This window comes from Bacteroidia bacterium (assembly GCA_037045145.1).
In the GTDB taxonomy this organism is placed as follows: Bacteria; Bacteroidota; Bacteroidia; order AKYH767-A; family OLB10; genus OLB10.
In genome coordinates, this window is record JBAOIA010000010.1 from 58456 (window position 1) to 82389 (window position 23934).

At 38.2% G+C, this 23934-nt stretch carries 17 protein-coding genes; 11 read left to right on the forward strand and 6 right to left on the reverse strand.

Going from position 1 to position 23934, the window contains the following annotated elements; all coding sequences use genetic code 11:
- Positions 1-12 precede the first annotated feature (12 nt).
- The 4 genes from V9G42_00880 (at position 13) to V9G42_00895 (ending at position 5605) form a co-directional block, all read left to right on the forward strand.
- Positions 13-1680, forward strand: coding sequence for a cbb3-type cytochrome c oxidase subunit I (locus V9G42_00880; GenBank protein MEI2757965.1), 1668 nt, complete (start codon positions 13-15; stop codon positions 1678-1680).
- Positions 1681-1705: 25 nt separating this feature from the next.
- Positions 1706-2482, forward strand: a complete 777-nt coding sequence (locus V9G42_00885) for an SCO family protein (protein ID MEI2757966.1) — start codon at positions 1706-1708, stop codon at positions 2480-2482.
- A complete protein-coding gene (locus V9G42_00890; protein ID MEI2757967.1) occupies positions 2479-4401 on the forward strand; it encodes a 4Fe-4S binding protein in 1923 nt (640 codons plus the stop codon). The genes V9G42_00885 and V9G42_00890 overlap by 4 nt, the downstream gene beginning before the upstream one ends.
- Before the next feature lie 109 nt (positions 4402-4510).
- On the forward strand, positions 4511-5605 hold the full coding sequence (locus tag V9G42_00895; GenBank protein MEI2757968.1) for a lipase family protein: 1095 nt from the start codon (positions 4511-4513) through the stop codon (positions 5603-5605).
- Positions 5606-5701: 96 nt separating this feature from the next.
- On the opposite strand, the gene V9G42_00900 is transcribed toward V9G42_00895, so the two are convergent.
- The 3 genes from V9G42_00900 to V9G42_00910 form a co-directional block, all read right to left on the reverse strand.
- Entirely contained in the window at positions 5702-10954 is a 5253-nt protein-coding gene (locus V9G42_00900; GenBank protein MEI2757969.1) for a GEVED domain-containing protein, read from the reverse strand.
- 7 nt (positions 10955-10961) lie between these two features.
- Complete coding sequence (locus V9G42_00905) at positions 10962-11939, reverse strand: hypothetical protein (GenBank protein MEI2757970.1); 978 nt, start codon at positions 11937-11939, stop codon at positions 10962-10964.
- Positions 11940-12875: 936 nt separating this feature from the next.
- Positions 12876-13865: a hypothetical protein gene (locus V9G42_00910; GenBank protein MEI2757971.1), complete on the reverse strand. Its 990-nt coding sequence runs from the start codon at positions 13863-13865 to the stop codon at positions 12876-12878.
- A 51-nt stretch (positions 13866-13916) separates the two neighbouring features.
- On the opposite strand from V9G42_00910, the gene V9G42_00915 reads away from it, so the two are divergent.
- The 7 genes from V9G42_00915 (at position 13917) to V9G42_00945 (ending at position 18299) form a co-directional block, all read left to right on the forward strand.
- The gene (locus V9G42_00915; protein ID MEI2757972.1) at positions 13917-14141 is read left to right on the forward strand and encodes a hypothetical protein; all 225 of its coding nucleotides are present in this window, start codon (positions 13917-13919) and stop codon (positions 14139-14141) included.
- Between the two features lie 144 nt (positions 14142-14285).
- A complete protein-coding gene (gene cyoE, locus V9G42_00920) occupies positions 14286-15173 on the forward strand; it encodes a heme o synthase (GenBank protein MEI2757973.1) in 888 nt (295 codons plus the stop codon).
- A 5-nt stretch (positions 15174-15178) separates the two neighbouring features.
- The gene (locus tag V9G42_00925; protein MEI2757974.1) at positions 15179-15757 is read left to right on the forward strand and encodes a cytochrome c oxidase subunit 3; all 579 of its coding nucleotides are present in this window, start codon (positions 15179-15181) and stop codon (positions 15755-15757) included.
- A 134-nt stretch (positions 15758-15891) separates the two neighbouring features.
- Positions 15892-16707, forward strand: a complete 816-nt coding sequence (locus V9G42_00930) for a cytochrome c oxidase subunit 3 (GenBank protein MEI2757975.1) — start codon at positions 15892-15894, stop codon at positions 16705-16707.
- 26 nt (positions 16708-16733) lie between these two features.
- Positions 16734-17099 (forward strand): cytochrome C oxidase subunit IV family protein, encoded by a 366-nt coding sequence (locus V9G42_00935; GenBank protein ID MEI2757976.1) that lies wholly within the window; start codon positions 16734-16736, stop codon positions 17097-17099.
- Between the two features lie 53 nt (positions 17100-17152).
- Positions 17153-17770 carry an SCO family protein gene (locus tag V9G42_00940; protein ID MEI2757977.1) on the forward strand — a complete coding sequence of 206 codons (618 nt, stop codon included), beginning with the start codon at positions 17153-17155 and terminating at the stop codon, positions 17768-17770.
- Complete coding sequence (locus tag V9G42_00945; GenBank protein MEI2757978.1) at positions 17745-18299, forward strand: DUF420 domain-containing protein; 555 nt, start codon at positions 17745-17747, stop codon at positions 18297-18299. Before V9G42_00940 ends, V9G42_00945 begins: the two co-directional genes overlap by 26 nt.
- Positions 18300-18309: 10 nt before the next feature.
- On the opposite strand, the gene V9G42_00950 is transcribed toward V9G42_00945, so the two are convergent.
- The 3 genes from V9G42_00950 to V9G42_00960 form a co-directional block, all read right to left on the reverse strand.
- The gene (locus tag V9G42_00950) at positions 18310-20841 is read right to left on the reverse strand and encodes a response regulator (GenBank protein ID MEI2757979.1); all 2532 of its coding nucleotides are present in this window, start codon (positions 20839-20841) and stop codon (positions 18310-18312) included.
- A 70-nt stretch (positions 20842-20911) separates the two neighbouring features.
- A complete protein-coding gene (locus V9G42_00955) occupies positions 20912-22939 on the reverse strand; it encodes a hypothetical protein (GenBank protein MEI2757980.1) in 2028 nt (675 codons plus the stop codon).
- Positions 22924-23934 (reverse strand): PorP/SprF family type IX secretion system membrane protein, encoded by a 1011-nt coding sequence (locus V9G42_00960; GenBank protein MEI2757981.1) that lies wholly within the window; start codon positions 23932-23934, stop codon positions 22924-22926. The genes V9G42_00955 and V9G42_00960 overlap by 16 nt, the downstream gene beginning before the upstream one ends.

Below are 23934 nucleotides of genomic sequence, written 5' to 3' on the forward strand. Positions count from 1 at the left end.
AATCTAAAGCTTATGTTCAGAATATGTGATATAACCGGATTTAAAGTAGATCTGCAATCGGAAAAATTTATCAGACTAAATGCTGTCATGGCTGTAGTTTCTTTGCTCTTAGCAATTACAGCGGCCATAATGCTTGTATTTACACGATACCAACCTGTGCATCTTTTAGATGCTGAATGGTACTACAGACTCACAACCTTTCATGGATTAAATGCTCTTATTTATTGGATTGTATTTTTTGAAATTGCAGGTTTGTATTTCGGATCCACAGTGGTATTAAATCAAAAATTCTGCTCACCAACATTAGGGTGGGTAACATTTTTACTCATGGTGGGTGGCATGGTACTTTCCAACGTAATGGTATTGATGGGAAAAGCAGATGTAATGTTGACCTCTTATGTTCCACTAAAAGCACATCCACTCTACTACCTCGGCATAATTTTATTTGCCGTTGGTGCTTTAATCGGGGTTGGATTATTCTTTGCCAATATTGTTAATGCAAAGAGAGATGGCAATGTTGGCGAAACTCTACCGCTGTTTACCTATGGTTTAATGACAGCTGCAATTCTTGCTGTTATTACTCTGGCATCAGGAGCTATCATTTACATCCCTACTTTCCTTTGGTCTTTAGGATTAATTGACTCCGTAGATCCTGCTGTTTACAAACTCATTTGGTGGGGTCTTGGCCACTCTTCGCAGCAAATAAATGTAGCTGCCATGGTCAGCATCTGGTATTTGGTTACCTTCCTTGCAATTGGTGGAACTTCCATCAATGAAAGAGTTTCAAGAACAGCATTCTTCCTCTATATTCTATTTATCAGTCTTGCCTCTGCTCATCACTTGTTAACCGATCCTGCAACATCATCAGCATGGAAAGTATGGAACACTTCTTATGCCATGTATCTTGCTGTATTGGCATCCATGATTCATGCTTTTGCTGTACCAAGTTCTATTGAATCGGCACAGCGCAGATGGGGCTTCAACAAAGGACTCTTTGAGTGGCTTGCCAAAGCACCATGGTCAAACCCTGCTTTTGCAGCTTGTGTGCTGGCATGTATTGGTTTTGGTTTTATTGGTGGTACAACAGGTGTGATTTTCGGTATGGAACAAACAAACATTATTGTTCACAACACCATTGCTATTCCGGGTCACTTTAAAGGAACTGTAGTTATTGGTACCACTCTTACCTTCATGGGTATAACCTACTACCTCATTCCACTAATTTTCAGAAGGAAAATTGTAGCATTCAAACTGGCACAGCTTCAACCTTGGATGTTTTTCTTTGGTGTTGCCATCCTCTCTGTATCAATGATTGCATTAGGTCAGTTAGGTGTTCCACGCAGACACTGGGATTCAACATTCAGCGGAGGTCCTTTCACTCATGAATTTAATCCTTCAGTAGATTTTTTCTGGACTTTAATGATGCTTGGCGGCACCTTGGCATTCCTGGCTGCATTAATCTGGGTGCTGCAAGTGGTTGTTTCCGTATTCTTCGGGCCAAAAGTAAACGGACCTGAAGATATGCAGCTACCGCTTTCACCATTAGCGCCCGCGGCTAAAGAACATAAAGGCTACGAAGCACCCGGAACGCTGATACTTACACTTCTGTTTCTTGCAACCTTTGCAGTGTTGTTCTTTGTTAACTGGAAATGGCTGGCAGCAACCTGGTGGGTGAAATAACTTTTTAAACTTTTAAATATTGGTTGTGATTAAAATTAAAATTAAACTAGCAGGCTTAGTAATTCTACTAAGCCTGTTTTTTTCTTTATCTTCTTTCGATATTCCTGATGAGAAAAGATACATTGGACGAGAGGTAAAGAATATTACAATTCTTGATTCTAAAGGCAACCACCTTCAACTTTTTGATAACCCTACCGGCAAACCAATTGTACTGTCACCGGTTTACACACGCTGCCCAATGGCTTGTTCACTTATCAGCAACGGTCTAAAAACTTCCATAGAAAAATTAGGCACTTTAGGAAAAGATTTTACTGTCATTTCATTCTCATTCGATTCAACAGACACAAAAGAAGATTTACAAGGATTTGAAAAGCGATGGAATATGGATGGCACCAATTGGAAAACCGTTACATCTAACGCAGCAGGCATTGGCGAACTATTAAAGTCAATTGATTATCAATATGAATATGATGAAAAAAGTAAGGAGTATTTACATCCAAACTTAGTTGTTGTTATTACTCCCTCCGGCCGAATTTCAAGATACATCTACGGAATTGAGCCCAAAGCAATTGACCTTGAACTGGCCATCATGGAAGCTCAAGTAGAAAAAACTTCGTTCAACAACTTTTTTAAAACACTTTATATACGCTGTTTTACATTCAACCCTGCAACAAAATCATATCACCTCGATTGGAAGTTTATTTCACAAACATCTGCCGGAATGATGTTCATCATTATTGTAGGCTATTTTCTAATTAAAAGTTTATATTCCAAAAACACTGAAGACAGTGCAGAATTATGATTAATAATAAATCAAGCCATTGGCTTTTTCAACGATTTGCAGGCATTTTCAGCCGAATTTATTCCTCTAGACTTAACCCCCTGTATCACCTTGGCGACATTGCCATACTTATGTTTATTGTAGCATGCATCAGTGGTGTTTATCTTTTTTTGTTTTACAATATTGATCCTGCACACGCTTACGAATCAGTAGAAAAAATTTCTGCCAATCCGTTCAATGCTGTCATCAGAAGTATTCATCGTTACAGCAGCGATTTGTTGGTTATTTTTATCGTACTCCACTTTCTTCAAACCTTACTGACAGGAAAATTCAAGCGTATTCTTTCATGGGTAAGCGGAATTATTTCTTTAATGGTAGTACTCATTATTGGTGTAACAGGTTTTATTCTAGTGTGGGACGAAAAAGGTAAATTAGTTGGCTACCTTACTGCAAAATTTTTCTCTGCACTTCCATTATTCGACCCTTCCATTGCCGGTTCATTTATTTCAAACAATCTTGATGTTATTGGTGGCTTTTTTAAAGTTTCTGTATTCGGACATATTTTCTTTTCCATTTTTTTGGTCATTGTTTTATGGCTGCACGTAATGCGTATAGCCAAACCAAAAATATTTTCCCCGCGCATCATCTGGATTTACAGCATGATTGCATTGGTTTTAGTTTGTTTGGTTTTTCCGGTAAAGAGCGACCCTTCCGCACAGGAGCGCTTCATACCTTACAATACGACTTTCGATTGGTACTATTTCTTTGGCTACTCTTTCATGAAAGTTGTTTCTGTTCCCATGAACTGGGTGATTATGCTCGTATCCGGAACCGGATTAGCATTAGTGCCACTTATATTTAAAAAGAAAAACAAACCCGCCACAATTGATTTGGATAAATGTGATGCCTGTAATATTTGCTCAGAAGATTGCCCTTATGGTGCCATTGACATGCTTATTTATAAAGGTGAACGCAAGGCTATTTTAGATCCTGAAAAATGCATCAGTTGCGGAATATGTCTTGCTTCCTGTAAAGAGCATGCCATAACCATGCCGGGTATTCCTGAACATCAACTGCTGCCATTAAATCTGGCACAAAAAAATCAACTGAGTATTGTATCATGTTCGCAGTTTGATGATGTAAAAATTCCTGATGGAATTACTCATAAAAAGAAATCGCTACCTTGTCTTGGTGATTTACACATGCACGATGTTGAGAAAATGCTGCATGAAGAATCAGAAGGTGTTTTACTGTTAGGTTGCGAAGATTGTTATTATCGCTATGGCAGAAATCTGGCTGTTGCAAGAATCAACAGAAAACGCCCACCGGGTTTAGCAAAAAAAATATCTCGCGACAGAATTCAACTCATCACCACCAACCACTATTCTGAAAAAGCTATAAAAGAATTTGCAGACTCGCTTACATCTGCAAAACCCAGTGACGGAAAAACAACACTGAAAATATTGGATTATTTTAAAGCCAATCACATTGCCGCAACATTGATTCTTTGTGCTTTCTTTTTTATAATGCCGTTTTTCAGTAATACAAAACTTTCATTTTTTGATAGAGATGAAAAATTGCTTGTTCTGAACTTTAAATACATTTCATCACCAACAGAGTTTCAGAAAACAAGTTCAAATCAGCAACAACAAATGCAGTCGTTAAAACCAATTGTAAAAAGGCGAAGCCCAATTTTGGTTGAGGTTGCCGGAAGTCAGGGAAATATACTTCTCAAAAAAGAATTTTCTCCTCGTGGTTTAAGAAAAGACATTTCTATTTTTGTTTACAGCGAAATACCCACTACCGATTCGTTAGTAAACATAAAACTTATAGAAACAGCATTTCCTGACAAGGTAGTAAGTCTGCAAAATGTTGCTTTATCAACTGTAGATGGAACCATTATTTCTTTTGCTGACGGAAAATTGAAGCAGCTTAAATAAGTGTAGCTTTAAAATATTTTCATCAAAAGAATTTCTTAACGTCTTTTTAAAGTATTCAGAAAATTCCTTTTTCTGAAGTTGTTTTACTTTTACTCCAAATATTTTTATTATGTGGAGAATTTTAACAACTATTTTTATTGCCAGTCTGCTGACTGCAAACTGCCTGAATGCATCAAAACTGCAACCCGGTTACAATGCTAAAGAATACATGGAATTATTGAGCTTTCAACTTATGCAGTTCCATAAGCAGGATTCACTTTATCCCGACTCCTTGCATTATCACAATTTTAAAGAGGTGTATAAATCACCGGAGATGGGATTACTGAATCAATGGTCGCTTTGGATAGGTGCCGACTCTGTGGCTGTAATCAGTATTAGAGGAACAATAGCAAACAGCACTAGCTGGCTTGCTAACTTTTATGCCGGTATGATACCCGCAAAAGGACAGCTTATTTTAGCTCCAGGTGATACTTTTAACTATCACTTTGCTGATGATTCAAAAGCTGCAGTACATACGGGCTGGACATTAGCCACAGCATACCTAATTCGCGATATGCTGCCACACATTGACTCCTGTTATAAAAAAGGCATCACCAATTTTATTGTCAGTGGACACAGTCAGGGTGGTGCCATAGCATTTTTAGTAACTGCATGTCTATATGATTATCAAAAGAACAACAAGGTTGCTTCAGACATACGATTTAAAACTTATTGCAGTGCAGCTCCAAAACCCGGAAATTTATATTTCGCTTATGAATATGAAAACATGACCCGCAACGGATGGGCTTTTAATGTTGTGAATTCTGCTGATTGGGTTCCGGAAACACCCATAACAATTCAAACTACCAAAGACATAAACAAGACCAATCCATTGGTAAATGCCAAAGCAGGTATCAGAAAACAAAAATTTCCTGCTAACCTATTTATCATGCACATATTTAACCGTCTGCAGAAAACACCTTATAAAGCCATGAGACAATACAGGAAATATTTAGGTGGTTTTGCAGGAAAATTAGTTCGGAAAAACCTGGTGAATTTTCAATCACCTGATTATCTTAACAGCAGCGATTATGTACGAACAGGTACAACTATTGTACTTCTTGCCGATAAAAAATACTTTGATTTATTTCCCGATAGTAAAACCAAAATATTTGTTCATCACTTTTATGAACCTTACTTATATCTGGCGGCTAAAAGGTTGTAATGTTTTTGATTGAATAACATTTAAAAAAAAAGCGGAGGGAGTTAACCTCCCCCCGCTTTTTAATTCCCACAACTTCTGCGAAGTTGTAAGTTTAAATTATTCAACTACTACTCTAACCTGATTGTTGCTGCCTTCAGTTTGTACATTTAGCATGTACGCGCCTTTAGCTACCTTGCTCAGGTCAAGTTGCATGTTGTTTTGACCACTTACGTTGGTATGTGACTGTGTCATTACTACACGGCCGCTCAGGTCAAGCACTGTTACTTGTGCTGTACCTTTCTCTGCTGTGTATTCTACATTCAACACACCTGCTGTTGGGTTTGGATATACATTCAGTTTGTTTACAGAAGCCATTTCGCCTTCTTTACAACCAACTGTTACTGCAAGTGCTTTAGAACCTGTTCCACAGCCATTGCTTACATTCACAATTACTGAACCATTTCCAGTTCCCCAATCAAGAGTTAATACATTGGAGTTTCCACCACCTGCAACATAACTTGCAATTGGTGATGCTGGATAATTCCATGAAATTGTATATGATCCTGATGTATTACTCATATCAGCTGTAAACTCAATACCATCTGTATTAGCACACCAGCTTGATGGCAGTGCCGTCAATGATACCGGTGAGTTTGGTGTTCCTTTTACAGCAATACAACGCGCTGCACTAGAACCACAACTGTTGCTTGCCGTTACACAAACTGATCCTGTTGTCAGTGATCCATATTGAACGCTAATAGTGCTGTTACCATTGCCTGTAATAGTTCCAGGTGCTGTCCAGTTATAGGATATTCCTGAAACAGGCGTTACGCTATAGCTTACACTTTGTCCGCAGATACCATTGGTAATACCGCTGATGGCTGGTGGAACAGAAGGAAGACCGGGAGCTACTGTTTTACATTTAGGTGCAGAAGTAACACCGCAAATGCTGGTTACACTAACACAAATGTTTCCAACACTGTTATAAGACGGGCTGAAAGTAGCATTGATGGTATTGGTAGATGAACTTCCTGATGCACCTGATGGTAAGGTCCAGTTATAGCTGGCTGCTCCATTTGATGCAGGAACACTGAATGTTAATGTTTGATTAGGACATGCAGTAAACGAGCCGCTGATTGTATTCAATGGTGAAGCAGATGCACTGATGGCTAAACACTTTGATGGTGAATTGAAACAAGGCGTTTGTGCGCTAACACACAGTGTACCACCTGTCCATGCCGGACCAAAGTTTACAGTTACACTGGTTCCATTGCCGCTAACTGTTGCATCACCTGAAATTGACCAGAAATATGAGGTAGCTCCGTCAACTGCAGCAGTTGAGTATGTACCTGAACTGTTTGCACATGTTGTTGTTGCTCCACTAACTGCTGTGGGTGTACTCACAATACCGCGAACCCATTGTGTTTTTCTTAACGAACTTCCACAACCATTGCCGGCTTGTACTCCAATTCTATATCCAGAACCATTAGGTGTTCCAAACAGAACTGTCACTGATGGAGTTGTTGAAATATATGGTGATGCATTACCATTAAACGTAGTTCCTGCAGGGCCATCCCATGTATATTGAGTTGCATTAGCAACAGCCGGAATGCTAACAGTTACAGTTGTACCATTACATGCATAAGCAGGCATACCTGTCATTGGAACAATAACTGATTGTGCTGGAGGTGCAGTACTTGTATAAGTCAATGTACCTGAAATCTGCGCCTGGCAACCATTGCCATCTGACACATAAATTGTACTCAATCCTGTTGGAAGGTTACTCATCACTCCTGTTGAATTGAAGTTTATAAAGTCTGACGTAAAATCATATGGTGACAAGCCTCCTGAAGCTGATACATATAATATTCCATCACTGCCGCCAATACAACCTACATTCTTAAGTGAGTCTATAGCTATGGTCGGATTGTCATTTACATTTAAGCTTGTGCTTGCACTTGCTGAACAACCATACTGATTTGTTACTATCACTGTATAGGTTCCGCTGTATGATGCATTTGGATTGCTGATTGATGGATTTTGACTTGTGCTATTGAAGCCATTAGGCCCAGTCCATGAATAAGTGTTTCCACTCAACTGGCCAGGATCTACGTTGTCTGCTGACAGGTAGATGTCATTGCCCAAACAAACATCGCCACCTGAGCCTGCTACCGGAACTGGTGCTGGTGATAAGGTAAACGACCATACATTACATGAACTTCCACCACCAAGTATTTGTGGAACTACCATCCAATAATAAACTGGTGCACCACCGGAAACATCGGCATTAAAAGAAAGACCTGCCTGATTGGCTGATACTAATGCTGTTGGTGGATTAACAGTATCGAAATATACATCATATCCTGTTGCACCTGTCAATGAAGGCCAGCTTAACAATACTGTATTGGTAATTACATCGGCACAGGCACTGCCTGCATTCAATGGTGCAGTTGGTGCAGAAATACAAACAGGAGGTGAAATATTTACACTGTAGTCTTCATACTCTCCACTACCACTGTTAGTACATGCATTAGAAGGATTGTTTGGCGTATAACTTGCTAAAATTCGCATACGTCTCACACCTGTTGATGCATTCACAGGAATAGTAAATGATCCTGTAATTGGCGATGGAAGATATGAGCTGCTGGTTACAACTTGCTCTGATGCCTGGAAAATACCATCAGCATCAAAATCAATCCAAATGGCATGACCAAATGTTCCACCATATACACTCATGCTAAAGTTAATAGTAGTACCGGGTTCAAACTCACCGGAAACAGAGCCACTGTAATCGGTATATCCACTTGCACTACCACCACCGCTTTGATTGATATTGGTAGTACCACCTGTAGTAGTAAAGTTATCTATGTAGTAACTTAATCCACCTGTTGTAGAAGGAGTACAATAACAAGCACTCGGTAAATTGATAGCCACACTCACATCATTGCTGGTTGCGCTCAAGCCACTGTTGCTACAAGTAATCACATAGTGATACATGGTAGGCACAGTAATGCCGGAAGCTTCGTTATAGCTTATAGCAGTAGCACCACTGATAGGATTCCATGTAGATCCACCATCTGTTGATGAATACCATTGACCTGAAATACCTGTTTGACCGGTTGTAGAACCTGCCGTGCTTACCGTAAAACCAATAGTTGAGCATATTGATGCAGGACCGGATGCTGTGCCTGCTGCAGGTGTACCACTACAAGCTACAGGAGTATAAACATTAAATGTATAATCTTCTGCTTGTCCATAAGTTATATTGCCACAGGCAGGTGGGCTTAAAGTATAATACTGTGCACGAATACGCATACGGTAATTGCCATCGGCAACTACAGGAACCACAAAACTTCCTGTCCAGCTTGATGCTGTTGCTGATGCATTGTACATAAGTTCGGAGGCATCAAAAACCATGTTGTTGTTCCAGTCAACCCAGATGCTGAAGCCGGCACTGCCACCTACATAACTACCACTGAAATTAATGGTTTGTCCTGAATAAGATGAAAGCGTTTGTGCCGTAAAATCTTCGTAAGCTGTTGTGCCGGAACTTGGATTGGTAATGTTGGTTGTAGCACCTGTTGTGCTGAAATTACTGATATTATCACCGGTGTAGGTTACCGAAACTGTACAATATCCGGTATAGAAAGTACTAGTAGCCCATGAACTAAAATTACCGCCACCGCAGTCGCTGCGAACATGCAGGTAATAAGTAGTATTAGCAGTTAAGCCTGTTACACTGGTTGATGTGCCTGCAAATGCAGTGCCCGAAACCGGAGGTGTAGCACTTGTGGAAACAGCATATTCATAACCGTTTGATGGTACGGGGTTTGGTGCTGTCCAACTGATGTTGGCTGTTGTTGGTGTTGTTGGTGAGCCAAGAAGTGCCGTTGGAGGCAAACAACTTGGTGCATCATAAATAGAGAACTCATCTAACCCTTGATTACAAATACCTGAACCGTAATTGGAGTTAGAGGCAAATCTAATCAGTACCGATTGGTTGGCATAAGCTGTTAAATCAATAGTGTTTTGCGTCCATGCACCAAAAGTTGAATTGTTATTATCATGCTGATAAAGATTAGTCCATGTACTGCCACCGTTGGTACTGATTTTAACAGTCATTGGTACCGGACTTGAAGTATAACCACTGGTACCAAGGAAATAATAGTATGACATAAACTTAGGCGTAGCTCCCAAATCAAAAGGAGCAGTAGTTAAATTGTAGCTGTTATAGCTTGAGCTTGCTAAATAAACATATAAAAACATAAAATGCGTACCTGCTTGAGGAGCCGCTGCACCATTTGACCCATCAGCAGTAGTAGGTGCCCAATGATAATACGCTCCGGGGTAATCTTCAGATGCTGCCCAACAATTAGGCATGGCAGCACTAAAGCTTTCTGTATATGGGAAAGTGTTTATAGCTGCACATGGTGTAGTAAATGCTGTACTTGTAGCCCATGAACTAAAATTACCACCACCACAGTTGCTGCGAACATGCAAATAATAAGTTGTTTGAGCCGTTAAGCCGGTCACGCTGGTAGAAGTACCTGCAAAGGCAGTACCCGAACCCGGAGGTGTAGCACTTGTGGTAACAGCATATTCATAACCGTTTGATGGCGGTGTTAATGGTGCTGTCCAGCTGATGTTGGCAGTTGTTGCAGTTGTTGGTGAGCCAACTAAGGCAGTTGGTGCTGCACATGATGGTGTTTGTTCAAATCTGAAATCATCAAAGCTCAAATACCATGGACCACCTGTTGCATTCACCCTTACGGCAAAATAATAAGTTCCTGTGGTTGGTGCGATAAAAGTTCGTGTTTCTTGTACATAAGTTTTGGTAGTGGTAGTACCAGAAGTTACAAATGAACTTCCCATTTGTGTAGCTCCTGTACCACTTTGTACGGTATTGTAGAAAATATCGCCTGTCCAGCCGCTGTAATTATCACCGGCCCACCAGAATGAGAAGTCGTAGCTTTGACCGGATGTAAGAGCAAAGCCCGGAGTCCACACAAATTCATTTGTTGCAGAATAGGCATCTCTTAAAAATTGAGCACCGGTACGTGCATCAGCATCATTGGAACTGCTTGAATTATTTGTAGTTACCCAATCACCGGATGATGGATCTTCCAGCCAACAAGCACTTGGTAAATTAGGAAGCGTTGCGCTTTCAAAGCCTTCTGTCCAGGGTAAACTGCCTATGGCTATACATGGTGTGGTAAATGCTGCACTTGTAGCCCATGAACTAAAATTACCGCCACCGCAGTCGCTGCGAACATGTAAATAGTAAGTAGTATTAGCCGTTAAGCCGGTTACACTGGTTGATGTACCTGCAAAGGCAGTGCCCGAAACCGGAGGTGTAGCACTGGTTGTCACAGCATATTCATAACCGTTTGATGGTGAGGGTTAAAGGTGCTGTCCAACCAATGTTGGCAGTGGTTGCTGTAGTTGGTGAGCCAAGAAGTGCCGTTGGAGGTAAACAACTTGGTGCATCATAAATAGAAAACTCATCTAACCCTTGATCACAAATACCTGAACCGTAATTTGAGTTAGAGGCAAATCTAATCAATACTGATTGATTGGCATAAGCTGTTAAATCAATAGTGTTTTGTGTCCATGCACCAAACGTTGAATTATTATTATCATGTTGATAAAGATTAGTCCAGGTACTTCCACCGTTGGTACTGATTTTAACAGTCATTGGTACCGGGCTTGAAGTGTAACCACTGGCACCCAAGAAATAATAGTATGACATAAACTTAGGTGTAGCTCCTAAATCAAAAGGAGCAGTAGTTAAATTGTAGCTGTTATAGCTTGAGCTTGCTAAATAAACATACAAATACATAAAGTGTGTGCCTGCTTGAGGAGCAGCTGCGCCATGTGTCACATCAGCAGTAGTAGGTGCCCAATGATAAGAAGCTCCCGCAATATCTTCAGTTGCAGTATAGCAATTAGGCATCGTTGCATTAAAACTTTCTGTATATGGGAAAGTGTTTACAGCGATACATGGTGTAGTAAATGCTGCACTTGTTACCCATGCACTATAATCACTGCCACCGCAGTAGCTTCTTACATGCAGGTAATAAGTGGTTTGTGCTGTTAAGCCACTTACACTGGTTGATGTGCCTGCAAAGGCAGTTCCTGATGGTGGTGGAACAGCACTGGTAGTTATAGCATATTCATAGCCATTTGATGGTGGTGTTAAAGGACTCGCAGCTGTCCAGCTAATGTTAGCAGTGGTTGCTGTAGTTGGTGAGCCAACTGAAGCACTTGGCGCCGCGCATGATGGAATGGAGTCCATGTGTAAGTTAATCCACCGTTGCCGGAGGCTATGAACTAGCACTCCATCGTCATTGTTCACTCAACAATACCAGCTGTAGGCAGCCCAGTTAGTAGTGGTTGTCCTGCGGAAGGTGTTGCTCTGATACCAACTTGGGGGATAAATGCACTATTAGAATATGTTTGCCAAAGTTATTTGAATAAAATGGTAGTTTCAAACAACTTAATCTGAAAACTTAACGTATCGTTAGTGTTGCCAGAAGTAAGATTAAAATCAGGAAACCGGTAAGTAGGCACTAACCTACTCCTTAATTTCATACACTACTGCACCTCCGTTTCTTCCATCTTGCACAACCGGCTATGGCTCCGGTGTTGGATGTCGTAGATATGGGTAATAAGAATAGTGGGTGTGCTCCTAATCTGATATGCCCGTTACTAACGCTAAAAAGGATGCGTGTAGGCATTGCGTGCCACCGAGATTGACACGTAAATGGCATTGGCAACATTGCCGGCGAGCATTTCCATCATGCCCACTTATAAGTTGTGTCCACCGTTCACCGGTCGTAAAAGTCTTCCAAGCAAAGTCCTCAGTAAAAGCATAGTAGCAATTTGCGCCTGTGCGCCTGTTGTCCACAGCATTGCCGACATGAGGCAACACCATAATAATAATAAACATCTGCGTGTTCGATTTTTGGTTTTTTCTACCATGATAAATTTGATTTTAGTTAAACATTTATTTATAAAAAAATTTTGCGACTACATTAAATTAAACCGAAATTGAAAAGCGCAATTAAAAAAGACCTTTGGGTCTTGTAGAAGAGCATCTAAATGCAAACTCGGAAATTGAAATCGGCCTCAATATTATTCATTTAATATTAATTAAACAAGTACATAAAAGTATTTTGAAACTTGTATGACAATCCAAAAACATTATCACATCATTATCAATGAATTAATTATTTTTAATAAGAAAAACCACAAAACTGATTGTAATCATTCCTTAATAAAAATCAAAAGTTTATAGGTTAGCGTATCCTAAAGCAATGAGTAAAATAAAAACTGTTGAAAGAAATTCGAACCACCAATTTTTATGAATGGCAATAAAATAATAACTCAAAAACAAACAAACCGGAGGAATCAGTACTATAAAACGTGTCACACTTTGTTGAACAGGAATTAAAATTATCATTAACAGAAAAATAAACAATAACATAAAGCATAACTGAAATTTTCGCATGCGGATAACATTCTTGCTATAATTTGCATAAAGTTTCAAAAACGATAAAAATAAAATTATTGCAATTGAGACAGCAGGAATCATATAGTGTAATTTAACTGCATGCCATTTAATTACCGGTAACCACGAATCTGTATTTACTTCTGTATTGCGTAAATGCAAATTGTCTGTCACCAAAAGAAAAGTAAACAAAAGTATAGCCGGAGTTAAAAGCCCAAGTACAGAAGCAGCCCACTCACGCCAGTTAAATGGACGTAAAATGGCAATACACAGGAACATAAAAACTACCAATAATGCCATAGGCAAATAACACAATATCATTAACGAAAAAACAATACCTGTATCAAATGCACGGGTAACAGGACGCTCTGATTTATACATTGTAAAAATTTTCCATAGGGCAACAGGCATTAATGTGTTGACTAAAAGAAAAGGACTAAGTGCTAAAAATCCGGGTAAAAGTCCATAGAGGATAATAAAAATGATTACAGGAATGTTGCTGCTTTTGTATAAAACTTCAAACCGGTTGATGAGCAGATTAAACAAATAGGCCTGTGTGGTGATGAGTACAAAAATTAATGAAGGTACAGCCCATTTAACAGACGTAATGTTACTATCAATTAACAAGGCATACAATAGACCATGATTCATGTCTTTGATAATTACAACCCCTTGAGTATAAGTGTTGAGAAGCACTAATGCCAGTGTTATAACCGGCACCAAAAACAATGGCGGTGTTTGCGAAGATTTAAACAACCTGACGATCAACATTTTTTCGGCAACTTTGTGGCTGCGAATATCTGTATTTGAATTTTATTATTTTTGCAAAAAAAAATATTGAATATGTTAAACTCATTCTGGAACGGCATAGCTGCATTTTTTGAATTTATTTTCAACTTAGTAAAACCTATTGGAAAATCTGTAGATATATTATTTATGGTTTTTATAGCAATTGGTATATTATATTGGCTTATATACGAACAAAAAGTAATGGGCGGAAAAACCCGTAACTACCTTGCTGATAAAGTGAAAGAAAAAAATAAATAACCGTTTGACAATTATACCATTGTAAAAAACCTTCAGGCAGCCAAAGGCTGCCTTTATTATTATTACAGATAAGTAATTATCATTTTCAAACTTCCTTCCATCAATTTTATACCTTTGCATTCCAAATTTTTTTCTTTTGTTTAAATGTTGAAGACAACAATGGTTGTTGCACCACGTAACTTTACTGCCAGACTTGTAGATTATGGACAGTTGTTTAAACTACGGTTGGCCTCGTTAGTAGTTCTTTCTGCTGCATTAGCTTTTCTTATAGGCTCAACAACCATAGATTATACAAAGCTATGGCTGCTTGTTTTGGGCGGCTTTTTAGTTACAGGCTCCTCAAACGGCCTGAATCAGATTTACGAAAGACGCACCGATAAAATAATGAAGCGAACAAGACAACGTCCGCTTCCTGACAGCAGAATGTCGCTTACAGAATCGCTGATTGTAACAATAACTGCCGGTTTAGTGGGTTTGTTTATTCTCACCTACTTCATTAACCTGTACAGCGGTATATTGGGGTTGATTGCTTTAGTAAGTTATGCTTTTGCCTATACACCCTTAAAAGGTGTTACCCCATTATCAGTTTTTGTTGGGGCGTTTCCGGGTGCAATTCCTACCCTGCTTGGCTGGGTTGCTGCAACCGGTGAGTTCAGTTATCAGGGTTGGATACTTTTTTCGATTCAATTCATGTGGCAGTTTCCACATTTTTGGGCTATTGCCTGGAAACTCTATGACGACTATATGAGTGCCGGCTTTCAACTGCTTCCTTCAGGTGGCAAAAACGCTGCCTCTGCATTTCAAACAACTATTTATACTTTTACACTCATACCCATAGGTTTGCTGCCCTACTACAGCGGTATGAGTGGTATTATATCTGCAACAGTCATTACTCTTGCAGGCATTCTATTTTTTATGCAAAGCCTTTATTTATTAAAAACATGTTCGGACAATGCGGCAAAAAATCTGATGTTCGGGTCGTTTATATACCTGCCTGTAGTTTTAATTGCAATACTATTGGATAAAGTTTAATTAATATGAATACAGCAACAACAATGGAAGAGGAGAATAATTATACGGGAATTCCTACAGCAAAAATATTATTGTGGATAGCCATGGCCAGTATGGTTATGTTATTTGCCGGTTTAACAAGTGCCTATATTGTTCGTAAAAACGAAGGTAACTGGATTGAATTTAGTTTACCCAAGATGTTTACCATAAGCACTATTACAATTATCATTAGCAGTTTTATAATTCAATATGCTGTTTATGCAATCAAAAAAAATCTGCTGAATCAGGTAAAAATTGCTGTTGTAACCACTCTTGTGCTAGGTATTGTCTTTGTCTTTATGCAGTTTTATGCCTGGACGGTAATGGTTAAAAATGGAATCCATTTTGTTGGAAATCCATCAGGGTCTTTTATCTATGTGTTGTCCGGAATGCACATACTACACCTTGCCGGAGGAATAATTTCCATGATTGTGATATCCGCAAAATCTATTCTTGAAAAATATTCAGCTAAAAACTATTTAGGACTTCAGTTAGGCGTCATATTCTGGCATTTTCTTGATATCCTATGGGTTTATCTATTTGTATTTGTTACCTTCATAGCCTGATAGGCTATACTTTTATGCCAATCTTTCAATGAATTAGGGTTAAATGACCGAAAATTTTACAATAAATTGATGAATTGGAAAAAAAATTAAATATTTGCATCCTGTTAAATTAATTTCAAGACTCCTAACTTAATATGTCAACAGCAACTGAAGCAAAATCAAAATCGATCTGGGGCGGTGGTATATCACCATTCAATGTAAGCTGGGGAAAAATGTTTATGTGGTTTTTCCTGGTTTCTGATGCGTTTACTTTCTCAACCCTTCTTGTGGCTTATGGTACCATGCGCCACCGTTTTACCGATATATGGCCTGCACCGGGTGATGTGTTTACGCACTTCCCTTTTATTCATGGTCATGTGCCATTAGCCTACGTTGGATTAATGACTTTTATCCTCATCATGAGCTCGGTAACCATGGTGCTGGCTGTAGATGCCGGACATCAGCGCAACAATAAAAGTGTAGCCATGTGGTTGGGATTAACTATAGTTGGTGGTCTTATGTTCTTAGGAAGTCAGGCATGGGAGTGGTATCACTTCATTCATGGTTCTAAAGAAGGCACTTATGTACTTGCAGATGGCCGTTTTGCCCGTACAGACGATTATGAACCCGGCAAGTTGTTTTTCTGGCATAGTCATCAAAAAACAGTTGTTGAAGGTGCAGAAGCAGAAAAGCTTAAAGCATCTGCTGTACGTAACATAAAAGGCGCAAATATGACTGAGAATGAGTATGGCAACACCCCTTTATTTGCCAACTTCTTTTTCTTTATAACAGGCTTTCACGGTTTCCACGTTTTCAGTGGTGTCGTCATCAATATTATAATTTTTATCAATGTGCTGAATGGCGTTTACAAAAGGCGCGGACATTATGAACAGGTTGAAAAATCCGGTCTCTACTGGCACTTTGTGGATTTGGTTTGGGTATTTGTATTCACCTTCTTCTATTTAGTTTAACTAACCTCTTAAAGAATATTAAAAGTATGAGTCATAACGAACATAATGAACATAAGCCACACGGTTACTATACCGGTGATATACACAATCAGTTTGTAGAAGAACATTACGACCCTACAGCTAAAAGAATTATCTGGCGCACATTCTGGATATTACTTATTGCTACAATTGTTGAAGTTGCAATTGCATTTATTCCAATGCATAAAGATTTACTGCAATGGATATTTGTTGCCTTGACAATTTTTAAGTCAGCATATATTGTTGGTGTATTTATGCACCTTGGAAAAGAAAAGAAGAGCTTGCAGTACACCATTCTTTTACCATTCTTTTTAATTGTATATATGATAGCAATTTGCCTTATTGAAGGCGTGTATCTGTTCCATATAGGATAGCAATTTTTATCTTGAAAAAGTTTAAGGCGTTAGCAGTTTTTTTAATACTTCTGATGCCTTTATTTTTTTATATACTGATGAAAGAAGGGAAACATAATTTCCGGTTTCTTGAATATTATGGACCCAAACATCTGGCAACAAACGGAGTTGACACCGTTTATCATACCATAACCGATTTCTCTCTTAAAAATACAGAAGGAAAAACTGTTTCACTCAGCCACACCGAACCCTCCTATTGGGTGTTTCAGTTTTTTAATGCCTCATGTCAGGAGCCTTGTAAAGATGTTTTTACCAATATGTATGATGTGGCAAGAGATTTTGCAACAGCACCTAAAGTGAAATTTTTATCTATTACCACACACCCTCATAACGACAGCCTTTCGGTACTAAAGCAGGTAATGAAAATGAACAGTATTAATCCTCCGCAATGGCAGCTATGTACAGGCGATTCATTAGAAACAGATTCTTTAATGCGCCAATCGTTTTTTTTAAAAGGTAACAACAATGCAGCCCTTAACGCTGTATTTTTGATTGACAGCAAATTCCATCTTCGTGGTATCTACGATGGTGCTGATTTACTTGATATGAAACGTTTGAAAGACGATATAAAAATTCTAAGTTACGAAACAAGACAAAAATCAAAGAATGATGAAGCGGATTTTAATGAATGAGAAACTTACCTTCAGACTAGTAGCAATTATTTCAGTGGTTGTTTTGGGAATGGTTATGCTGCTAAGTCAGAAAGTGCTTCCGCGTCCCGAAACGCCTCCGGCATTTACGAAGTACCTGCCCGGTTTAAATGCTTTAGTAAACGGAACCTGTTTTGTTCTGTTGCTGATTTCCTTTTATTTTATCAAAAAAAAACGCATTGACATTCATAAAAAAATTAACCTGCTTACTTTTCTATTGAGTGCTGTTTTTATCATATCTTACTTTCTATACCATTACTTAGCGGAAGAAACCAAATATCCGGTTGACCATCCGCTGCGTGGCCTCTATCTATTCATTCTGGCATCGCATATTATTCTTGCTGCCATAGTGATGCCCTTGGTTTTACTATCGTTTTACTATGGTTTAAAAATGGATGTACGAAAACATCGTAAGCTAACAAGGTTTGCCTTTCCGATATGGCTGTATGTTACTTTAACAGGAGTGATTGTATATCTTATGATATCACCCTATTACTCGTTTAATCAATAAATCTTTTTACTTATTTTTTTATCAGCTGATTGAGTGAACCAATAATTACATTCACTTGCTTAATAAGTTCCGACACTTTAACTGATAACTCAAATGAGTATTCATTGTCTTTAGCCTTGCGTTCAACCTGATCTATTAATACCCCCACAGAATTGTTGTTGAATATTTTCAGACTGGATTTTATTTTATGGGCTGCTTTATAAAGCTTCTTCATATCCTTGTCTTCAATAGCCTGTAACATTTCGCTTAATAATTCAGGAAATTGAATTTGAAGCATCTTTATCAATGAAGTTGTTTCTTTTTTATCACCTGCCATTAGAGCAAGGAGATTATCATAAATCTCATTAACATCATACGTTGATTCGGGTTCACCTGCATCTGTTAAATTGTCACTTTTCAAAGGTAAATGCTGTGCAATGAGATCAAAAAGTTGTTCCGGCATGTATGGCTTAGTTAAAAAGCCCGACATACCCGCAGCTTTAGCCTTCTCTTTCTCTGTACTTGACTCATAAGCTGTCAAAGCAAGAATGGGAATTTTATTAACCGGATCATGAAGCTTACTTCGTATATGCCCGGCCAGTTGGTATCCATCCATTCCCGGCATCTGAACATCTGTAATTACCATACTGAAGTTGCCATTTTCAAGAAGTCTTATCGCCTCTTCGCCATCAGTGGCAAGTGCTACTTTATAGCCCTTTTTTAGCAACATAGTTTTGGCAAGAAACTGATTTATTTTATTGTCTTCAACCAATAAAATGCTGACATCTTCAATGGCAGTAAAAGGTTCACCTACCGTATTCTTTCTGTCGGACTTGACAGCCTTATATGGTAACTCAACAACAAAGTTGCACTTGGAACTTTCGAGTTTTACTGAAATTTTTCCTCCACAAACCATAATCATTCCTCTGGCATTTATCAATGAAAGACCTAACCCATATCCATTTAAACCATTTTGTGAAAACTGTGGGTTGTTGAGCTCAAAAAAATTGTCGGGATGCGGAAAACTCTTTTTATTTACAATGTTGAACTTTACATTGATAAAAATTTTATTCTGTGAATGATACAATGCAAGTTCAAGTTTGTCGTTACTGGCAAATGAGCCCCCAAAGACCAAGGTGTTAAATACAACTTTTTCCAGAATTCCTTTATCAAGCAACACTTCATCACAAGCTTCAAAATCGGTGTCAGATTCAACTTTTTTACCCGGAAATTTTAATAAAAATTTATCAAGGCAATCTTTAATGGTTTCGTTTAAAATAAAAGGTTGCTCTACCGGAACAACCTGCCCGGTGTTTAACCGTGCATAGTCTAATATTTCATCAACAATGTCAGACAATTGAAATGCTGAGGTCAAAATAGTCTGTACATACTTTTTGTTCTCATCAGTAGCTACTGTTCCAGATAATAAATCGGCCATGCCGATAATTCCATTAAGCGGAGTCCTCAACTCATGACTTACGTTTGCAAGAAATGTATCTTTTAACAAAAGGGATTCTTCTGCCTTGTTTTTTTCTCTTTGTATCTCCTCCAGATCAAATTTTAGCTGAAGACTTTTTGTTCTATGATTAATGTCTTCGCTCTGTATTTCACGACAAAGTTTATAATATATTTTATGATGTGCTAATGCTTTTTCAAAATTATTCAATGCGGCATAGGCATCAGATAAAAACAAATTCACCAGATGTAATGGCTGCTTAATGTTAAGTGAATGACAGATTTCGTCTGCTTCAAGCAAAATTTTTATAGCTTCATCATGGCGATGCATCTGATTATAAAGATTACCAAGACTTTTGAGTAAGTCAGCTTTTACACGTACATTACCTGCAAGGTTGCTGTTATCAATAGCTTGAAAAAAGTTGTCGAGCGCTTTTTCAAACTTATTCTGCTTGGTAAACAAAATTGCCAAACTACCCAATGGCTTGATTTTTAACTCGGCACTACGAAGTTTTTCTGCAAGTTTTAAACCTGTGTCGAGATAATTGAAGGCAATATCAAGTTCGTCAGCCCAGTTATAACAATTTCCAATATAAAAATTGGTTATAGAAAGCTGTTCTTTATTATCGAGTTCTTCAAAAATTTTTAATGCTTTTTCATGATGGCGTATGGCCTCATTATACCCACCAAGTAATTTATGTGTCTCGCCAATTTGATTTAAAACCAAACCAAGTTTCTGTTTGTCCTTTGAAGACGTGTAGGCCGATGCAATATTCAGCAAATGTTCAAGTGCACTGTCGTATATAGAAATTGCAGTGTAAATTTCCGCAGCCAGTTCATTAAACGGAATCTGATTTTTTAGACTATCGCTGTTGATTTTTAATTCCAGACATTGGTTGATTATTTTTATAGCCATCAACTCTTCTTTTATCTTATGATAAGCCAATGCCAGCTGCAATCCACATTCCGATTTTAGTTTTTCCTCATCAGCTTCAATATAATTCATGGCTTCGCTGAGAAAAATAATAGCCTTAGCGGTATTCACCGACATGAATACATCGGCCTGCTCGCGCAAGTAGCTGATTTTTTCTGAAATTTCGCTATTCAATTTTTTCTGTTTTCATGAGCAAAAATAAACATAAACAGGCAGTTTTGCCACTATTAAGTCATAAAAGTTACTATTCCACAACCACACCGTTTATCATCACCCTCATAACCTGAATGTAGCGCATACTACCGGCAGCAGGACTGTAAATCGAGTTTCTTTTATCCTTCAAGTCGTCACTAATTTTTGCTGAGGTCAATTCCTCACCTACAGCATCTTCTGTAATGGTAAGCTTCCCTGTCTTGATATAATTATTCAGTGTGCCGGCATTATATATTTTCCAGTAATTTACTACACTGCTGATTCTTCGCTTAGATAGGTTTTTATTGTAACTACTCTCTGCCAAAGGGCTTGCAGAACCTCTGACAATTATTTCAATTTTATTTCCTGAATCCAGTTGCTTCAACAATAATTCGCTAAAACGGTCAAGGTCCAGATAGCTTTTCTTCACAACAAGATTAAAGAATGCAGTAATTTCTGCATCAGCCTTATTTCGCATTGATTCATCTGTTAAAACATCAACATAGTTCTCTCTGTACTTTTTTTCATTTGTAAGATACACATTGTAAAGGTCAACGTAATTTGATTTTGTTGATGTCAACAGTGTTTTTGGATTGGGTTGATCGTTCTCGAAATACAACTTCATCGGCAACAACGGTTCTATCTGCTTGATGATTTCCTTTGTAATAGAATCTTTGGTAATATCAGTAGCAATTGGCTCAATAATCATTAAAGTATCTTTCTTAACCTGTTTAACCGTATCTAAATAAACACCATCATAAATATCATAACAACAGGTTCTGGCTTTTATAAAGAGTGATCCCGGGCGATTTGATGAGAGCAAAAATTTATTGTTACGACTACTGTAATACAAATCATTATAGCTGGTGTTTATCGGAAAGTGCAGATTGACTACGTTTTGTTCAGCTGCATCCGGCTTATAGCTATAAATATCAAAACCACCAAGTCCGAAATGGCCTTCACTTGCAAAGTATAAAGTTGAATTCAGGTTCTCATAAAACGGAGTGATATCATCATCAACAGTATTTACAGGTGTACCCAAATTAATTGGACTACTAAAAACAAAATCAGGTGTAATAGTACACTTCCAGATGTCAGCCTTACCGATACCACCGGGACGATCACTTACAAAATAAAGTACATAACCCGACAGACCATCATTCCCAATAGCAGGCATGGTAGCAGTATATCCCTTAATGTTAATGCTGTCATTCAGCGGTTGTGGATTCGACCAATTGTCATCTTTTAGTGTGCTGTAATATAAAGTACACATCAATTTATCTTTCTCGCGCTGACACTGTGTGTATATTAATAATTTACCGTTACCACTGACCGCAGAGTTACATGAATGCAATCCCGGCCGGTTGAGTTGTGTACTGTAATTATCAGGACGACTCCACGTATTGCGCTCATTGTTACTAATAAGTAATTTAGATATATACTTGTTTTTCTTCTTCGTTTTTTTGTCTTTATTTTCAAATCGCAGTGAAGAATACAACAAGGTTGTAGTATCCAAATATGATGGTGCAAAATCCGAATAAACAGAATTTATTTCACTGCCTGAATTTTGAATTGTAACCTTAGCTGTATCTTTCAACAACTGCTTTATGTTTTGACAATTATATAATTCACGTTTTGCCTTGTCTGTAAAATAGCTGTTCTCACGTCCATGCATTTGTAAATAGTTATTGTAGATTGAAGCAGCTTCTTCATAATATCCCTGACGCTGATTCATCTCTGCAAGATAAAATGCAATTAATGGAAACTGACCTTGCTTGTCTAATCCATAGGCCTTGCTATAATACTTCTGTGCATTTTCGTAGTCATTGTAAAGCCTGCATGATTCTGCTAGTTTCCACGTAATCACTAAATCTGTATTGTTGTTTGCGTAAGAATTAAAATAGAAAGTTGATGCCGTGTAATAATCACCTTCTTTCATAGCCTTGTCACCGGCACGCTCATATGCTACGGGTGATTGTGCAGACAATTGCTGTGATGCACAGATTAAGCAAGCAAACATTACGACCCTTGCAACAACACGCCCCCTGATGCCGAGAACAGATATTAATAAATTGGGCATGGTGGATTCTTCTTTAATGGTTTAACTTTGGTGATGATGTAGGATAATGCTACTTCGTAAGCTCCTCTGCCGTTACTTGCCTTTTTCAGATCCGAAGTATTAAAATCGTATGCAAAACCGGCATCCAAATTTCCAATACCTGCCCCAATACGAGCAATAATGGCATCTTTATTCCGGTAAAAAAGTCCGGCAGAAAATCTGAAATTCTTTAAATTATTCTCTAAAGAATGTAGTTGAACATTTGCACCGCCATTTAATTGAGAAAATTTTCCCTGACGATAAAATAACACTTGTGGTTGCAAAGAAATTTTCTCCGAAAGAAACAGGTTTAATGCTCCTATTCCGGTGAGTCTGGTGAATAATTTTGCTTTATCATTCAAAAATGAAATGTCCGGTTGATTCAGGTGGCTGGCACCAAAAACAATATTTAAATCAGAATTTTCGCTAAAGACATATTTATAAGCGGCACCTGCATTAAGATTAAAATTTGAATAGCTGCTGCGTTCAGGGTTTTCACCTGTAGGTAAATTGGGATCAAAAATATCGCCATCATATTGCGAACCGAAATAGAGTTCAGAAAAATTCAAGCCATTCTGCATCCACCCCGGTTGAATGGCTAATGTAAGCTGATGCTTTTTATTTTCATCTAAAAAAGAATTCCATGCAACAGAAACATCAACAATAGTTGTTTTATAATCTGCATCACCTGTAACGTCATTTTCAAATAACAAACCTGCACTCCACCATGACTTCTTTTCATCAGTTTTTGCAATGTTCATGTCAACAGATGCGCCTAACGATTTATAAGGAACTGTAACAGATTTATATTGCACACGGTTAATAGCTGTCAGGCGGTAATCGCCTTTAAAGTTTCCTGTTTGTGCTGCACTTTGATGTAAGGGTGAAAAATCAAACTGCGAAAAATGTACATCCTGCCCTGCTGCATTCAAACAGAACAAACATATTGTAATTATGCACAACAGCAGGTTTTTCAT

Excerpts from the sequence above, each read along its gene's own strand:
- V9G42_00880 (MEI2757965.1), top strand. The coding sequence starts at position 13 with ATGTTCAGAATATGTGATATAACCGGATTTAAAGTAGATCTGCAATCG.
- V9G42_00890 (MEI2757967.1), top strand. The coding sequence starts at position 2,479 with ATGATTAATAATAAATCAAGCCATTGGCTTTTTCAACGATTTGCAGGC.
- V9G42_00895 (MEI2757968.1), top strand. The coding sequence starts at position 4,511 with ATGTGGAGAATTTTAACAACTATTTTTATTGCCAGTCTGCTGACTGCA.
- V9G42_00910 (MEI2757971.1), bottom strand. The coding sequence starts at position 13,865 with ATGTTGATCGTCAGGTTGTTTAAATCTTCGCAAACACCGCCATTGTTT.
- cyoE (MEI2757973.1), top strand. The coding sequence starts at position 14,286 with ATGTTGAAGACAACAATGGTTGTTGCACCACGTAACTTTACTGCCAGA.
- V9G42_00925 (MEI2757974.1), top strand. The coding sequence starts at position 15,179 with ATGAATACAGCAACAACAATGGAAGAGGAGAATAATTATACGGGAATT.
- V9G42_00930 (MEI2757975.1), top strand. The coding sequence starts at position 15,892 with ATGTCAACAGCAACTGAAGCAAAATCAAAATCGATCTGGGGCGGTGGT.
- V9G42_00935 (MEI2757976.1), top strand. The coding sequence starts at position 16,734 with ATGAGTCATAACGAACATAATGAACATAAGCCACACGGTTACTATACC.
- V9G42_00940 (MEI2757977.1), top strand. The coding sequence starts at position 17,153 with ATGCCTTTATTTTTTTATATACTGATGAAAGAAGGGAAACATAATTTC.
- V9G42_00945 (MEI2757978.1), top strand. The coding sequence starts at position 17,745 with ATGATGAAGCGGATTTTAATGAATGAGAAACTTACCTTCAGACTAGTA.
- V9G42_00955 (MEI2757980.1), bottom strand. The coding sequence starts at position 22,939 with ATGCCCAATTTATTAATATCTGTTCTCGGCATCAGGGGGCGTGTTGTT.
- V9G42_00960 (MEI2757981.1), bottom strand. The coding sequence starts at position 23,934 with ATGAAAAACCTGCTGTTGTGCATAATTACAATATGTTTGTTCTGTTTG.